The organism is Ketogulonicigenium vulgare WSH-001, assembly GCF_000223375.1.
GTDB classification, from domain to species: Bacteria; Pseudomonadota; Alphaproteobacteria; order Rhodobacterales; family Rhodobacteraceae; genus Ketogulonicigenium; species Ketogulonicigenium vulgare.
Window position 1 is genome coordinate 176,732 of the sequence record NC_017385.1, and the last position, 15,218, is coordinate 191,949.

The window sequence follows — 15,218 nt, forward strand, 5'->3', positions numbered from 1 at the left end:
CAGAATGCAGTGATCTGTCAGGTGATCAGATCGCGGATTCCACGCTTGTACGCGCGTCATCACTCAGCCAAGCGCCCCAAACTTCGGGGAAATTCTCAAAGAACCACCAGGCGGCATCCTCATTGGTGGCTTGGTTTTCCATCTGCCACGCAAGGATCGCATTCACGGTATCATTGCCCCAGGCCCGGGTCTCAAGATAACCCACGGCAACGGGATTATTCTCGGCCATTTGCTGGGTCACAACGGTGAACACTTCAGCCACCGGATAGGCGGTGACCTGCGGATCGGGGCAGCCCACGACCGAGATACATTCCACGAAATGCTGCTCGTCGACATCCACCTCGAACGGCAGCATCACCATGTCATACATGCCGAGCACGGCGGTCGGGGCCCAGTAATAGCCCAGCCACGGCTCGCCGCGCGCATAGGCATTCCCGATCGAGCCGTCGAGGCCCGCGGCCGATCCGGTTTCGACCAGATCAAAGCCCTGCGCCTCGGCATCAAGCGCGCGAAACAGGTTTTCCGTGGTGATCTGGCACGCCCAACCGGCGGGACAGGTGTAAATGCCGCCACGCGCCGCGTTTTCAGGGGCGGGGAACAGATCGGGATGCTGCAAGGCCTGCTCGACTGAGGTGATCTCGGGGTTCGCCTCGGCAAAATAGGCCGGAACCCACCAACCCTCGACACCGCCATCGGTCAGAATTTCCGACAGCGTGATCAGGCGGCCCTCGGCGACAGCGGCTTCCAGCGGATCTTTCACCGCATTGATCCACAGCTCGGGTGCCACATCAGGCTGGCCGCGTTCATTCATCGAGGTGAAGGTCGGCATCGTATCGCCTGTGACCAGCTCGACCTGACAGCCAAAGCCCTCTTCCAGAACGATTTTATCCACCCAGGCGGCAACGCCCGCCGAGGCCCAGTTCATTTCTGCAATCGTCACCCGACCGCATTCTTGGTTGTCCTGCGCAAAGGCAGGCGCAGCCATTGCCGATGCGGCAATAGCAAGTACAGAGGCATAAACCAACTTCGTCATGACATTTCTGTCCTTCGTCGTTGTGCAGCATAAAAGGAGACCCGCCAAGGCGCTGCCCCCCGACGACCCGCTGGATTGATTGACCCACATATTGCGTCACAAGAAGTGCGACAGGGCCCTACGCGTCAGACAGAAACGACACGCGATCAGTGCTCCACCCGTGTCATGCGATGGGGCGGCACATGGCCAATTCATTTGATCGGCCGTTCAGATTTATAGGCCCCGCATCAACGCGTGACAACCGCAAAAGGGCAATTTTTGTGAAACAGTTTTGTTAAACGGTTGTTTTTAAATTATATTTTATGACTATCTTGCAAGCCAATCGCCCAGGCTTTGGCGGAAATCCCGAAACTCTTGCAGGCGATCCCGTGTTGGCCGCCGTCAATTGCGGCCAAATCCCGCCGCAGACTGCCCCTGCGTATTGTGCGATTTTTCAGTGCCGCTAACATCGCACAAAAGAGGACAGGATCGGGATATGAAATCGCTTTTATCTGGCGCATCACTGGCGCTGGTGATGCTTGCGCCGCCGCTTGCCGCGCAGCCCGCCTATACGTCCAATGTCCCAAGTTTGCAGATCACCCATCTGCAAACCCTGCCCGCGCGCGAAAGCCCCGCAACCGCTGAATATTGCGGCGATCTGCAGGCCGAGACCAGCGCCGCCGCTCATGTCGCAGCCCAAGGCTGGGCCCCAACCGCCGAGGCGGAGCTGGGCCCCCTCACCCTTGTCAGCTTTGTGGGCCAGCAGGTGCAGGCCCTCAGCGGCACCTGCGAATTGCTCGAGGGGAATGTCGGTATTTTCTATGGCGATGAGCTGCTGGGCCTGATCTATGGCACGGATGCCAGCCTGCCGCAGATCGGCACGATTACGCGTTTCGACGAGAATACGATCCGCATCTGGGACGGCGATCTGCTGCCCCAGCCGGTGGCCGACCTGCATCTGGCCGAGGGCGGTGCCCTGACCCTCCAGCCCCCCGCGCGCGAACAAAGCTATTGCGACGGCACGGCAACGATTCCCTTGCTTTACAACCAGCAGATCAGCAAGGCGCGCCAATTGCTGATGGCCAATGGTTGGCAGCCCGTCGCCACGACCAATCAAGTCGACAGCTTTGCCCAGACCCTTGCCGCGGCGGGCATCCCCGAAGTGGATAGCTGTGCCGGAACGGGTTTTGGCTTTTGCGCGTTTAACTATCAAACACAGGGCGCAACCGCCTTTGTCGTCACCGCAGGCGAAGGGTCCGAGGGCGGCACGCCCATTGTTGTCCGCTATGGCGTGACCTGTACGAACTAGCGCTTTGCCGCGACAGGGTGACGCGCAAATTCGCTATTGTTAGCGCTATCTTTTCTTGTTAACGCTAACACATCTAGCTTTACGCGAGGTGGAGATGGCTATGCAGCGTCCTATTCACGACACGATAAACCGTGTCACCGACCGCATCTTGCAACGCTCGGAGGGCGTGCGCAGTGCCTATCTGGACAAGATCGGCAAGGCCGCAAGTGCAGGTCCCGCCCGCGCGCATCTGGCCTGCGGCAATCAGGCCCATGCCTATGCCGCGATGGGTCAGGACAAGGTGTCGCTGGCCGCTGGCCGCGCGCCCAATATCGGCATCATCACCGCCTATAACGACATGCTATCGGCGCATCAGCCGTTCGAAACCTATCCCGAATTGATCCGCGCGACCGCCCGCACCGTTGGCGCCACCGCGCAGGTTGCAGGCGGCGTGCCCGCCATGTGTGACGGCGTGACTCAAGGCCAGCCGGGGATGGAACTGTCGCTGTTTTCCCGCGATGTCATCGCCATGGCCGCGGGCGTTGGCCTCAGCCATAATTGCTATGACACCTCGCTCTATTTGGGCGTTTGCGACAAGATCGTGCCCGGCCTGATCATGGCCGCCTCGACCTTTGGCCATATTCCGGCGGTCTTCGTGCCAGCGGGGCCGATGGCCTCGGGCATCACCAACAGCGAAAAAGCTGCCGTCCGCAATGCCTTTGCCGAAGGAAAAGCCACGCGCGAAGAACTGATGGCGTCCGAGATGGCCAGCTATCACGGCCCCGGCACCTGCACCTTTTACGGCACCGCCAATACCAACCAGATGTTGATGGAGGTCATGGGCCTGCACCTGCCCGGCGCGACCTTTATCAATCCCGGCCAGCCCATTCGCGATGCGCTGACCGCAGCCGCCGTGCGCCGCGCCGTGGAAATCACCGCGCTGGGGAATGACTTCCGCCCCATCGGCGAGATCTTGGACGCCCGCGCTTATGTGAATGGGATCGTCGGGCTGATGGCCACGGGCGGCTCGACCAACCTCGTGCTGCACCTGCCTGCGATGGCGCGCGCCTCGGGCGTGCTGCTGGATCTGCAGGACTTTGCCGATATCGCCGCTGTGGTGCCGCTGATGGCGCGCGTCTACCCGAACGGCTTGGCCGATGTGAACCATTTCCACGCCGCAGGCGGCCTGCAATTCCTGATTGGCGAGCTGCTGGACGCTGGCCTGTTGCATAACGATGTGCAGACCATCATGGGCGAGGGTCTGGACGCCTATCGGACCGAGCCGAAGATGATCGACGGCGCCCTGCACTGGGTCGACGGACCAAAGACCACGCTGAACGAGAAAATCCTGCGCCCGGCCGCCGATCCGTTCGCCGCCACCGGCGGTCTGCGCCAGCTTTCGGGGAACCTCGGGCGCGGCGTCATCAAAATCTCGGCCGTCGCACCGGATCGCCATGTGATCGAGGCGCCTGCCCGCGTTTTCCACGATCAGCACGACGTGAAAGCCGCCTTCCAGCGCGGCGAATTCACCAGCGATACGATTGTGGTGGTGCGCTTTCAGGGGCCGCGCGCCAATGGCATGCCCGAACTGCACACGCTGACCCCCGTGCTGTCGGTGCTGCAAGATCGCGGCCTGCGTGTGGCGCTGGTCACCGATGGCCGCATGTCCGGCGCCTCGGGCAAAGTGCCCGCCGCCATTCACATTTCCCCCGAAGCGGCGGCAGGTGGGACACTAGCACTCTTGCAAGATGGTGATATGCTGCGCCTCGATGCGACGAACGGCACGCTGGAGTGCCTGACCGACCTTGCGGGCCGCAAACCCGCGCCGGTTGATCTGGAGGCCAGCGCCAGCGGCATGGGACGCGAGCTATTCGCCGCGTTCCGCGCGCAAGTTGGCGGTGCCGAAACCGGAGCAGCCGTGGTCGTTTAAGCCGTCGTTTAATGCTAAATCACATCGGAGCCTGACACGTGACACCCGCCGAACAATCCGCCGCCGCCGCAAAGATTTGCGCGCTTGCCCCCGTCGTTCCGGTTCTGATCGTTGAAAACACCGCAGATGCCAAGCCCTTGGCCAGCGCGTTGGTCGCAGGCGGCCTGCCCGCGCTGGAAGTCACTTTGCGCACCCCCGCCGCGCTGGATGTCATCCGCGCCATGGCCGAGGTCGAGGGCGGCGTCGTAGGTGCAGGCACGCTGCTGACCCCCGCCGATGTAAAAGCCGCGAAAGCCGCAGGCGCGAAATTCGGCGTCTCGCCCGGCGCGACCCAGGCCCTGATTGATGCCTGCGCCGAATATGAGCTGCCCCTGCTGCCGGGCGCGGCCACCGCATCCGAAGTGATGTTTCTTTTGGAACAGGGCTTTACGGTGCAGAAATTCTTTCCTGCCGAATATGCGGGCGGCGTGCCGCTGCTGTCGGCATGGTCCTCGCCGCTGCCGCAGGTGAAATTCTGCCCGACGGGCGGCGTCAGCCCCTCGAATGCGGTCAAATACCTCAGCCTGCCCAATGTCATCTGCGTCGGCGGCAGCTGGGTCGCACCAAAATCCGCCGTTGCATCGGGCAATTGGGCCGAGATCACCCGCCTTGCCGCCGATGCCCGCCTGATCGCAGGCGTCTAAGGCTAAATCCCGTCCAAGGTGGTGCGAACCTCGTTCATCAGGGTTTGCATCGCCGCCTCGGCGGTGGCGCTGTCGCCATTGGCGACACTGACGGCGACCAACTTATGCAGCGCAAGGCTTTCGGGCTTGGGCTTGGTCGGCATCAACTTATGTTCCGTGCGCCCCTTTAGCACGGCGGCCACGCTGGTCGAAATGGCGCGGAACATTTCATTGCCGCTCGCTTCCAGCAGCAGGGCGTGAAAGTCGATATCATGCGCCAAAAAGGCCGCAAGATCGCCCTTTTCGCCGGTTTCCATCATAAGATCAGCCAGTTCCACGATCTGCTGCCGCTGTGCATCACTGGCATGCAGCGCGGCAAAGCGTGTTGCCACCGGCTCGATCGTCTGGCGCAACTGGGTCAAGCTGCGCAGCTGGTTCATCCGATCCGGCCCCGCCATGCGCCAGCGGATGACGCGCGGGTCGAACACATGCCAATCCGCTTGCGGCATAACCACCAGCCCCAAGGATCGCCGCGCCCGGATCAACCCCATCGATTCGATGACTTTCAACGCCTCGCGGATGACGGTGCGCGACAGATCAAATTCAGCCGCCAGATCATCGGTGCGCAGCACCTCATGCGCGGCATAGACGCCACCGCAAATCCGTTGGCCCAGTTGATCCAGCAGATCGTCATAGATGGTTTGTCGTGACAAGGCATCCTCCCAGCACCAAATCCGATTGACACCGATCATATATCCTACATATGATTTATGCGAGGGCGACTTGTCCCTCATCAGCATCTTCTTTGGGAGGAGAGGGATGGCTGAACCTCAGCACTTTGTGGTGTTCGGCGTTGCCGGCGCCGGTAAAACCACTGTTGCGCATCAGCTGGCTGATGCAACAGGCCGCATCTTTGCCGATGCGGATGATTTCCATACGCCGGAAGCGGTTCAGAAAATGTCGTCCGGCATTGCCCTGACGACCGAGGATCGTTTGCCATGGCTTGCGCGTATCCGCGACTGGATGGATATGCAGGCCGCAAATGGCCAACGTACCAGCGTGGCCTGTTCCGCGCTGCGCCGCGACTATCGCGATATTTTGCGCGGCAAGCCCGGTGATGTCCGCTTTATCTTTCTATCAGGCACCCAAGACCTGATTGGATCGCGCCTTGCGGCGCGGGCGCATCATTATATGCCCAGCAGCCTACTTGCTTCACAATTCCAAACGCTTGAGCCGCTGTTCCCCGACGAAAACGGGGTAACAATCGACGTATCTGTGCCGGTCACCGATATCGTCGATCAACTGCGGCGCAGCGATCGACTCGCAGGCTGACGCCGAGCGACATTCGTCCTCTCCTCACCTCCCGTCGTTGTAATCGTGTTTGCAAAAGGAACATCTGTTCATGCGACTTTCCCTGATTTCGCGCCGCAGCCTGATGGTTGCAGCGCTCCTGCTTGGCACAACCGCACTGGTCGCCTGCAAGACCGAAGACACCGCCAGCGCGGATGAAAACCGCACGATCACGGTCGGCGTCCAGCGTCCGCCGAACTCGTATGACCCGCTGCTCAGTGTGTGGGGCGGCCAATACCAGATGTATCTGCTGCCGGTATACGAGCCGCTGATCCGCCAGAATACCGACGGCACCTATGGCCCCGCCCTTGCTGTCGAATTCGGCTATAGCGATGAGGCGCGCCGTGAATATACGCTGACCCTGCGCGAGGGCGTGGTCTTTTCAGATGGCACAACGCCGGTGACGGCGGATGCGGTGAAACAAAACCTCGACCGCCTGCTGACGGTATCGGGCCCGCAAACGCGCGAGCTGTCGGATTCCCTCGCGGGCGTCACCGCGCCTGACGCGCGCACCGTCGTGATCAGCCTGAACCAAGCAAACCCCGACCTCGAGCGTATCATCAGCCAGCTCAGCGGCATGATCGTGAACCCCGCCGCGCTGGCCGAGGGGTCGGATCTGGCGACGAACCCCGCAGGCGCTGGCCCCTATGTCCTTGATGCCGCGAATACAATCGTCAACGACACCTATGTCTACACCAAGAACCCGCATTACTACGACCCAGACGCCTATCCCTATGCGACCATCACGATGAAGGTTTACGGCGACCAGAATGCCATGCTGACCGCACTGCAATCGGGCGTCGCGCAGCTGGGGTATGGCGGCCCTGATAACGTCGAGGTTGCCCGCCGTGCCGGTCTGCAGGTCGCCGAACAGCCGACCAACGTCTTCCATATCGTGCTGCATGACCGCGATGGCGCGCTTGCCCCCGCCCTTGCCGATCAGCGCGTGCGCCAAGCGTTGAACTTTGCCGTCGACCGCGAGGCGATCCTCGCCTCGGTCTATCGCGGTGAAGGCGCGCTGACGACGCAGATCTTTGGCCCCAATACCGAGGCCTATGACGCGGCGCTGAACGACCTCTATCCCTATGATCCCGATCGCGCCCGCGCCCTGCTGCGTGATGCTGGCTACCCCGATGGTTTCACCTTTTCGGTCGCCATGTTCTTTCCGCAGCGCGACGGCGATTACGCACAGGCCATTGCCGCCTATCTGGCCGAGATCGGCGTGACCATGCAGATCAATTCGCTGGCGGGCACCACATCCGATCCGTCGATCATGCGCCAGAACGGCGGTTTCGTGAACGGCTTTGGCGGTCAGGGCGCGTTCACCGATTCCAAAACGCTGTTCCTGTCGCCCGGCACGATCTTTAACGCCTTCGGCTCGGTCGATCCGGAACTCAATGCGCTGTGGGAAGCCGCCGCAAACCAGACCAGTGATGCGGCGCGCCAACAGGGCTTCCGTGATCTGGGCCGCGCTGTGGTTGAAAAGGCGTGGTTCTTGCCCACCACCGTCGTCAACGCCGTCGCCTATTACCGCGAGGATGCGCTGTCGGACGTGACTTTCACGCCCGGCGTCACCGTGCCGCTGTTCTACGAGCTGCGCAACAAAGCCGAGTAATCGGCCCCGGCGTCCGGCCCGTCCGGACGCCCCTTTTCCCACGGAGTTCGACATGCTTTGGTTTGTTGCAAAGCGGCTTTTGACCGCGATTCCAACGCTTCTCATCGTCGCCACACTGACCTTCCTGCTGGTCTATATGCTGCCCGGAGACGTGGCGCAGACCATCCTGGGCGATCAGGCGACACCGGATCAAGTGGCTCGCCTGCGGGGCGAACTTGGTCTAGACCGTCCGTTTTTTGCGCAATATGTCAGTTACTTGGGGCAGCTCGCGCAGCTTGAATTCGGCCGCTCGCTGATCAACAACCAAGATGTGCTCTATGCGATTGGCCAGCGCTCGACCGTCACGCTGACGCTGGCGATTGGCGCCACGGTGTTTTCGGCCGTCGTTGGTATCGCGCTGGGGATGTGGGCGGCGCTGAAAGGCGGCGCGGTCGACCGCAGCTTGCGCACGCTGACCTCGATCGGCATGGCGATCCCCAGTTTCTGGGCGGGGCTGCTGCTGGTGTTGCTGTTTGCGGTGACGCTGATGTGGCTGCCCGCCAATGGCTATACCCCCATCACCCGCAATCCCGGCATGTGGGCAATGTCGCTGATTCTGCCGATTGTGGCGATTTCCATCGCTGCCATCTCCACCCTGACGCGCCAGACGCGGGCCTCGTTTCAAGAGGTGCTGGGCAAGGATTTCATCCGCTCGCTACGCGCCAGCGGCCTGCCGGTGGGCGTCATCGCCTTTAAGCACGGGCTGCGCAATGCCGCCATACCGGTCATCACCGTGATCGGGTTGCAATTCGTCGCCCTTTTGGGCGGCGCGGTGATTACCGAGACCGTCTTTGCCCTGCCCGGCATCGGCCAGTTGGTCGTCAGCGCCGTGCAACAGCGCGACCTGCCCGTCGTGCAAGGCGTCGTCATCTATATCACCGTCATCGTGCTGCTGGTGAACCTCTGCCTCGATCTGGCGCAGGGCTGGCTCAATCCGAAAATGAGGCTGTCGTGATGACCATAACAACCACAAACACCACCGAGCGCCCCATCATCAAACGCAAGAGCTATCTGCGCGATGTGCTGACGCGTCCGACCGCTATCATTGGCCTGTCGTGGATCGTCATCGTTGCGGTTGCCGCCGTTTTTGCGACCCAGCTTTCGCCCTATTCGCCGATTGAAAACAACCTGCGCGCGACCTTCCAACTGCCGACGCTGGCGCATCCCCTTGGCACCGACCAGCTGGGCCGCGATATCCTGTCGCGCCTGATGCATGGCGCGGCCGAGGCGTTGATCGGATCGCTGGTTGCCGTGACCGTCGCTGTGATGATCGGTCTGCCGCTGGGCTTGCTCGCCGGTTACTATGGCCGCTGGGTGAACCTGATCACCAGCCGTTTGGCCGACCTGCTGCTGACCATCCCCACGATCATCGTGCTGCTGGCGGTCCTCGCGGTCTTTGGCAATAATATGTATTTTGCCATGATCGCGCTGGGGACCATGCTGTCGGCGGGCTTTATGCGCCTTGCGACATCCACCACCCAGGGCGTCGCGCGCGAGCTTTATGTCGATGCCGCCCGCGTCTTTGGCGTGCGTGATCTGCGCATTCTGATCCGCCATGTGTTGCCCAATATGATCGGGCCGATCGTGGTGCAGACCTCGATGATGCTGGGGATTGCGCTGCTGCTGCAATCGGGCCTCAGCTTTCTGGGCCTTGGCGCGCGACCACCCTTCCCCAGCTGGGGCCAGATGGTCGCCGAGGCTTCGCTGCAGGTCTATACCCAGCCGTGGATGATGGTGCCTGCGGGTCTTGCGATTGCGCTGACGACACTGGCGCTGAACTTTATCGGGGATGCGGCGCGCGATGCACTGCCGCAGGCGCAGCGCGGCAATCTGCTGGCCTCCAGCGCCTCGGCCCCGCGACCCGCGCAGGATCAAACGCCAAAGGCCGATGACATCGCGCTGTCGGTGCGCGATCTGCATGTCGGTTTCCCCGATGGCAAGGGCGGCACCCACCCGCTGGTGCGCGGCGTCAGCTTTGACGTCAAACGCGGCACCACGCTTGGCCTCGTCGGCGAAAGCGGCTCGGGGAAAACTATCACCGCGCTGTCGATCCTTGGCCTTCTGCCGACGCCGCTTTGCATCACCCAAGGCAGCATCATTTTGGATCAGGCAAACCTCGCCGGTGCGGATGAGGCCGGTTACAAAGGCATCCGCGGTCGCCGCATCGCGCTGGTCTCGCAAGAGCCGATGAACGCCCTCGACCCCTGTTTCAAGGTCAAGACCCACCTGCGGGGGCCGCTGATGCGCTTTCGCGGCCTCTCGCGCCGCGCGGCCGATGCCGAGGCGCTCGAGCTGTTGAAAACCGTCGGGATGCGCGATCCGAAAAAGGTGTATGAAAGCTATCCGCACCAGCTATCCGGCGGCATGGCGCAGCGTGTCTCGATCGCTTGGGCGCTGGCGGGTCAGCCCGATATCCTGATCGCGGACGAGCCGACCACCGCCCTTGATGTGACGGTCGAGGCGGGCATTCTGGATCTGCTGCGGGAACTCCAGTCGACATTCGACATGTCCATCGTGCTGGTCACCCACGACCTTGGCGTCGTCGCCGATATCTGCACCGAGGTCGTCGTCATGCGCGATGGCCAGATCATGGAACACGCCCCCGTCGATCAGATCTTTACCGCGCCGCAGCACCCCTACACCCAATCGCTTTTGCAGCACGCCCGCGCGCTGGAACGCGACCTTGGACAAGACTGAGAGGACGCTATGTCAGACACACTTCTTCAGGTCGATAACCTTGTCGTCGAATATCCCGGCAGCGGCTTTTTCGCCAAGCCCGCCCGTGCGTTACATGGCGTCTCGCTGGATATCCAGCGCGGCGAGACCGTGGGGCTGGTGGGCGAGAGCGGCTCGGGTAAAACCACGCTGGGGCGCGCGATCCTCGGCCTTGCCGATGTGCATTCGGGCACGATCAGCTATGGCGGGAAGGATATTTCGCGCGCGTCCCGCGGCCAGCGCCGCGCCCTTAGCCGCGATATCCAGGTGATTTTTCAAGACCCCTATTCATCCTTGAACCCCGTCATGAGTATCGAGGATATCCTGATCGAGCCGCTGCGCGTCCACCGCATCGGCACCGCCGAGGATGCCCGCGCCAAAGCCGCCCGTCTGCTCGAGCGGGTGAACATGCCCCGCAGTGCGCTCTCGCGCCTGCCGCGCGAATTCTCGGGCGGTCAGCGCCAGCGCATCGCCATCGCGCGATCGCTGATGGTCGATCCCAAACTGATCATCTGCGACGAGCCTGTCAGCGCCCTTGATGTGACGACACAGGAACGCGTGACCAGCCTGCTGGCCGATATCCAGCGCGAAACCGGCGTCGCCTATCTGTTCATCGCGCATGATCTGGCGCTGGTGCGGCAAATCTCGCGCCGCGTCGCGGTGATGTATCACGGCGAGATCGTCGAATGGGGCGATGCCGAAGTGATCGGTGCGCGGCCCCAGAACCCCTATACCAAACGGCTGCTGCTGGCCGCGCCCGTCCCCGATCCGGCCCGACAGCGCATCCGCCGCGCCCGCCGCCTCGACCTCGCCGCACAAGCCTGAAGGACATCACATGAGCAAGACCTCTGTCATCGCCCAGACCGAAGCCGGTCAGATCGTCGGTTACTTTAAGACCCCCGACGTCATCCACTTTCGCGGCGTGCCCTATGCCGCCGCGCCCTATGGCGATCTGCGGTTCAAGGCGCCCCAGCGCCATCCGGGTTGGGAGGGTTTTCGCGATGCGACCAATACCGGCCCGACCTCGCCGCAGAACGAGCCCAGCTTTCGCGGCCCGGGTTTCAACTATCGCGCCGTGTTCAGCCCCGGCTGGGTGCGCGGCACGGAGATCCTGAACCTGAACATCTGGACGCGCGACATGAATGCCCGCGCGCCCGTCATGGTCTATATCCACGGCGGCGCTTTTGATCATGGCAATGGCGCGGTGCCGATGTATGACGGCACCCGCTTTGCCGAGGATGGCGTCGTGCTGGTCACGATCAACTATCGCCTTGGTCTTGAGGGGTTCCTTAAGCTCGAGGGGGGCGATGCGAATAACGCCATCCGCGACCAGATCGCTGCGCTGGAATGGGTGCAGCGCAATATTGCGAATTTTGGCGGTGATGCGGGCAATGTCACCATTTTTGGCGAATCCGCAGGGGCCGCCAGCGTCAATCTGCTGCTGACCGCGCCCGCCGCCAAAGATCTGTTCCACAAGGCGATCAGCCAATCCGGCCTTGCCCCCAGCGCCCCCAAAGCTGCCCTTGCCGATGCGGTGGCGCGCGAAGTGTCCAGCGCGCTTGGCATTGCGCCCACAGTCGATGCCTTCCGCGACATCAGCCAACAGGCGCTGCTGGATGTAGTGGCCGAGGTTGCGCGCAATGCCTCGGACCCGCTGATCGCCTCCGAGGGCACGCTGATCGCCCGCCCCTACGGCGACGGCGACGTGTTGCCGCTGGATGTGCGCGGCGCGTTCAGTGCTGGCGCATCGGTTGGCAAACAGGTCATCTGGGGCTTTAACACCGACGAGGCGACCCTGTTCACCGTCCCGAACGGGCTACATGCCAAAGCGACTGAGGCGGATGTCACCGCCTTTGCCGCGCGCGTGTCGAAAAACCCCGAAAGCCTGCTGGCCTTTGTGAAAAAGACGCTGGGCGCGCATGCCACGCCCGGCCAGATCCGCGACCGGATGCAGACATGGTCGATGTTCGGCGGCGGCACCGTTTGGGCGGCGGGCGAACATGCGGCGCTGGGAGGCCAAGGCTGGCTTTACGAGTTCACATGGAAATCGCCGCAACTGGGTGGCATGATCGGCGCCTCGCATCTGGTCGAACTGCCCTTCGTCTTTGACATCCTGAACCACCCCAATATCCCCGCCATGCTGGGCGATGCCGCGCCGCAAAGCCTGGCAGATGACATGCACAGCCGCTGGGTGGGTTTTGCGAAAACCGGTGATCCCGGCTGGCCCACCTTTGACCGTGCCGACGCGCTGTCGATACGCTTTGACGCGCCCGCGCAACTGGACAGCCACCGCCACGACGAAGAGGCCGCCTATTGGCCCCAAGGCTAGAAAGATCCGCGACATACATCCTTTGTCGCAGCAAACCGCCCCATTTCGGGGCGGTTTTTATTTGCGCCGCCCTGTCGCACCCCCTTGCAATCCCGATGGCCTTACTCTAGATGGATAGCATGCTAAGTAATTAGCGCAATCATCATTCATCAGGTATCCCCATGCCCTCGGACCCCGAGATCCTCGACCAATTGCTGCGCCTGATGCGCAGCCTGCGCCGCAATTTCGACATTGCGGCCGCTGAACTTGGCCTGACCTCGGCCCGGGCGCGCGTCATCAGCGCGCTCTCGCATATGGAGGGGGCGACACAGGCGGAACTGGCGCAAAAGCTGGAGATCGAGGCCCCGACCCTGAAACGTCAGGTCGATGCGCTGGAAGATCTTGGCTTTATCGAACGGCGCGGTGTCGACGGCGATGCGCGTAAACGCGCGCTGTTCCTGACCGACCTTGCCCGCTCCAGCAGCATCACCCGCCTTGTGCGCGAGATGCGGCGCGGCGTCCTGACCGGCATCCCGCCCGAGGATCGCGACACCCTGTCGCGCGCGCTGGATATCATGGCCCAAAACGCCGCCCGCATCAGCGAAGACGGTATCAAATAGAAAGCAACGGCAATGCCCGCGATCTTTGCAGGCATGAGCGGTAAAGCCGCCATACCCTATCTTATTGCCGGCGTGCTGATCGCGCTGGCCCAAGGCCTTGGACAGGGCTTTATCACCGCCAATCTTCCGCAGATTGCCGGTGATCTTGGCGTGTCGACCACCGATGCCACTTGGCTGATGGTCGCCTATATGACGCCGCGCGCCGCGCTGCCGCTGCTGCTGATCAAGATCCGCACCCAATACGGCCTGCGCCGCTTTACCGAGGTCAGCGTCATCGCCTTTGCCCTTGTCGCGGTGGCTGCGCTGTTCACCGATGACATGGATTCCGCGATGCTGGTGCAGTTCCTGTCGGGCTGTGCCGCAGCGCCACTGTCGACCCTCGCCTTTTTGTACATGATCGAGCCGTTCAGCCCGATGTTCAAGCTGAAGCTGGGCATGCCGCTGGCGATGACGATGATTATGATCGGGCCGAATTTTGCGCGCGTCGTCTCGCCCTCGCTGATCGGGGACGGCGGGCTGTTCGGTATCCATCTGGCCAGCCTTGGCCTTGCGCTGATGTGTCTGGCGGTGGTGTGGTTCCTGCCACTGCAACCGCAGCCGCGCGAAAAGGTATTGAAAACGCTGGATTTCGTCAGCTTCGCGCTGATCTCGGCCGGTTTTACCGGGTTGATCAGCTGCGCGACGCTGGGCCCGACCTATTTCTGGGATCAGGCCGCATGGATCGGCTGGGTGCTGGCCGGGTCGGTTGGCCTTTTGGCCGCCGCTGTCATGGTGGAACTGACGCGCGATGATCCGATGATCGACTTTCGCTGGATCGCCTCGCCCGCGATCTTGCACCTGACGATCACCCTGCTGCTGTTCCGCCTGATCCTGTCCGAGCAATCCGCAGGCGCGCCGCGTATGTTTCAGGTGCTGGGCGTGGGTCCCGGCCAAATGGTCGACCTGTTCAGCGTGATCTGCTGGGCGACCTTGCTGGGCGGCCTGATCGCGATCATCTGGATCAAACCCAAACAAGAGGCCGCGATGCACGCGACCGCGCTGGTGCTGATCGCCTGCGCCGCCTTTTTGGACTCGCAATCGACCATCGACACGCGCCCGGCGCAATTCATGTTCAGCCAGGCGCTGATCGCCATCGGCAGTATGCTGTTCATGCCCCCCGCAATGATGATGGGGTTGATGAGCGCGCTGGCCCGCGGCCCGCAATATATCCTGTCCTTCATTATCGTCTTTATCGCGACGCAAAGCCTGGGGGCGGTGATGGGGTCGGGGCTGTTCACGACGCTGATCAACCACCGGCAGGCCTTCCACCTGGCCACCTTGAACGAACAGCTGGTGCCGACCGACCCGCAGGTGCAGGCCGCTATTGCAGCGGGCGCGCGGATGTTCGCGGCCACCAGCGCCGATCAGGCCGCGAACCAGTCGAATGCCGTCGCACAATTGGCCACGCAGGCCAACCAACAGGCCTATGTGCTGGCCTATAATGACGCCTATTTCATCATCGGGCTGATCGCCTGCGCCGCCCTCGCGGCCCTGATCCTGCATTCTCTGCGCGACTGGATCTGGCGCAAGATCGACCCCAGCGTGATCCCGGCGGGGCCACCCGGCCCTCCTTCTGGCCCGCCAACCCCACCCGCAGCCGCGCCTGCAGATGCCCCAACCCCCTCCCGGACGTAAATGAA

The 15,218-nt window shown here is 62.4% G+C and carries 13 protein-coding genes; 11 read left to right on the forward strand and 2 right to left on the reverse strand.

What is annotated here, in order from left to right; genetic code table 11:
* Nucleotides 1-25 precede the first annotated feature (25 nt).
* On the reverse strand, nucleotides 26-1,033 hold the full coding sequence (locus KVU_RS15760) for a glycine betaine ABC transporter substrate-binding protein (RefSeq protein ID WP_013385797.1): 1,008 nt from the start codon (nucleotides 1,031-1,033) through the stop codon (nucleotides 26-28).
* Nucleotides 1,034-1,508: 475 nt separating this feature from the next.
* On the opposite strand from KVU_RS15760, the gene KVU_RS15765 reads away from it, so the two are divergent.
* The 3 genes from KVU_RS15765 to eda all read left to right on the forward strand — a co-directional run bounded on the left by KVU_RS15765 (nucleotide 1,509) and on the right by eda (nucleotide 4,913).
* Nucleotides 1,509-2,321 carry a hypothetical protein gene (locus KVU_RS15765; protein ID WP_013385798.1) on the forward strand — a complete coding sequence of 271 codons (813 nt, stop codon included), beginning with the start codon at nucleotides 1,509-1,511 and terminating at the stop codon, nucleotides 2,319-2,321.
* Between the two features lie 100 nt (nucleotides 2,322-2,421).
* A complete protein-coding gene (gene edd, locus KVU_RS15770; protein ID WP_014538199.1) occupies nucleotides 2,422-4,230 on the forward strand; it encodes a phosphogluconate dehydratase in 1,809 nt (602 codons plus the stop codon).
* Nucleotides 4,231-4,268: 38 nt separating this feature from the next.
* Nucleotides 4,269-4,913, forward strand: coding sequence for a bifunctional 4-hydroxy-2-oxoglutarate aldolase/2-dehydro-3-deoxy-phosphogluconate aldolase (eda, locus tag KVU_RS15775; RefSeq protein ID WP_013385800.1), 645 nt, complete (start codon nucleotides 4,269-4,271; stop codon nucleotides 4,911-4,913).
* Between the two features lie 2 nt (nucleotides 4,914-4,915).
* Here eda and KVU_RS15780 read toward each other — a convergent pair whose 3' ends face one another.
* Nucleotides 4,916-5,605, reverse strand: coding sequence for a FadR/GntR family transcriptional regulator (locus tag KVU_RS15780; RefSeq protein ID WP_044008283.1), 690 nt, complete (start codon nucleotides 5,603-5,605; stop codon nucleotides 4,916-4,918).
* Nucleotides 5,606-5,711: 106 nt separating this feature from the next.
* Between KVU_RS15780 and KVU_RS15785 the strand changes: the two genes are divergently transcribed.
* From KVU_RS15785 to KVU_RS15820, 8 genes are all read left to right on the forward strand, one after another.
* Nucleotides 5,712-6,224 (forward strand): gluconokinase, encoded by a 513-nt coding sequence (locus tag KVU_RS15785; RefSeq protein ID WP_013385802.1) that lies wholly within the window; start codon nucleotides 5,712-5,714, stop codon nucleotides 6,222-6,224.
* Between the two features lie 70 nt (nucleotides 6,225-6,294).
* Nucleotides 6,295-7,857 (forward strand): ABC transporter substrate-binding protein, encoded by a 1,563-nt coding sequence (locus KVU_RS15790; RefSeq protein ID WP_013385803.1) that lies wholly within the window; start codon nucleotides 6,295-6,297, stop codon nucleotides 7,855-7,857.
* Nucleotides 7,858-7,909: 52 nt separating this feature from the next.
* A complete protein-coding gene (locus tag KVU_RS15795; protein WP_013385804.1) occupies nucleotides 7,910-8,851 on the forward strand; it encodes an ABC transporter permease in 942 nt (313 codons plus the stop codon).
* Nucleotides 8,851-10,593, forward strand: a complete 1,743-nt coding sequence (locus tag KVU_RS15800) for a dipeptide/oligopeptide/nickel ABC transporter permease/ATP-binding protein (RefSeq protein WP_013385805.1) — start codon at nucleotides 8,851-8,853, stop codon at nucleotides 10,591-10,593. The genes KVU_RS15795 and KVU_RS15800 overlap by 1 nt, the downstream gene beginning before the upstream one ends.
* A 9-nt stretch (nucleotides 10,594-10,602) precedes the next feature.
* Nucleotides 10,603-11,436, forward strand: a complete 834-nt coding sequence (locus tag KVU_RS15805; protein WP_013385806.1) for an ATP-binding cassette domain-containing protein — start codon at nucleotides 10,603-10,605, stop codon at nucleotides 11,434-11,436.
* A gap of 10 nt (nucleotides 11,437-11,446) precedes the next feature.
* Nucleotides 11,447-12,940: a carboxylesterase/lipase family protein gene (locus tag KVU_RS15810; RefSeq protein WP_013385807.1), complete on the forward strand. Its 1,494-nt coding sequence runs from the start codon at nucleotides 11,447-11,449 to the stop codon at nucleotides 12,938-12,940.
* Nucleotides 12,941-13,101: 161 nt separating this feature from the next.
* The gene (locus KVU_RS15815) at nucleotides 13,102-13,539 is read left to right on the forward strand and encodes a MarR family winged helix-turn-helix transcriptional regulator (RefSeq protein WP_013385808.1); all 438 of its coding nucleotides are present in this window, start codon (nucleotides 13,102-13,104) and stop codon (nucleotides 13,537-13,539) included.
* Between the two features lie 12 nt (nucleotides 13,540-13,551).
* Nucleotides 13,552-15,213, forward strand: a complete 1,662-nt coding sequence (locus tag KVU_RS15820; RefSeq protein ID WP_013385809.1) for an efflux MFS transporter permease — start codon at nucleotides 13,552-13,554, stop codon at nucleotides 15,211-15,213.
* The last annotated feature ends 5 nt before the right edge of the window (nucleotides 15,214-15,218 follow it).

Excerpts from the sequence above, each read along its gene's own strand:
- KVU_RS15795 (WP_013385804.1), top strand. The coding sequence starts at position 7,910 with ATGCTTTGGTTTGTTGCAAAGCGGCTTTTGACCGCGATTCCAACGCTT.
- KVU_RS15785 (WP_013385802.1), top strand. The coding sequence starts at position 5,712 with ATGGCTGAACCTCAGCACTTTGTGGTGTTCGGCGTTGCCGGCGCCGGT.
- KVU_RS15820 (WP_013385809.1), top strand. The coding sequence starts at position 13,552 with ATGCCCGCGATCTTTGCAGGCATGAGCGGTAAAGCCGCCATACCCTAT.
- KVU_RS15765 (WP_013385798.1), top strand. The coding sequence starts at position 1,509 with ATGAAATCGCTTTTATCTGGCGCATCACTGGCGCTGGTGATGCTTGCG.
- KVU_RS15760 (WP_013385797.1), bottom strand. The coding sequence starts at position 1,033 with ATGACGAAGTTGGTTTATGCCTCTGTACTTGCTATTGCCGCATCGGCA.
- KVU_RS15810 (WP_013385807.1), top strand. The coding sequence starts at position 11,447 with ATGAGCAAGACCTCTGTCATCGCCCAGACCGAAGCCGGTCAGATCGTC.
- KVU_RS15800 (WP_013385805.1), top strand. The coding sequence starts at position 8,851 with ATGACCATAACAACCACAAACACCACCGAGCGCCCCATCATCAAACGC.
- KVU_RS15790 (WP_013385803.1), top strand. The coding sequence starts at position 6,295 with ATGCGACTTTCCCTGATTTCGCGCCGCAGCCTGATGGTTGCAGCGCTC.
- KVU_RS15815 (WP_013385808.1), top strand. The coding sequence starts at position 13,102 with ATGCCCTCGGACCCCGAGATCCTCGACCAATTGCTGCGCCTGATGCGC.
- edd (WP_014538199.1), top strand. The coding sequence starts at position 2,422 with ATGCAGCGTCCTATTCACGACACGATAAACCGTGTCACCGACCGCATC.
- KVU_RS15805 (WP_013385806.1), top strand. The coding sequence starts at position 10,603 with ATGTCAGACACACTTCTTCAGGTCGATAACCTTGTCGTCGAATATCCC.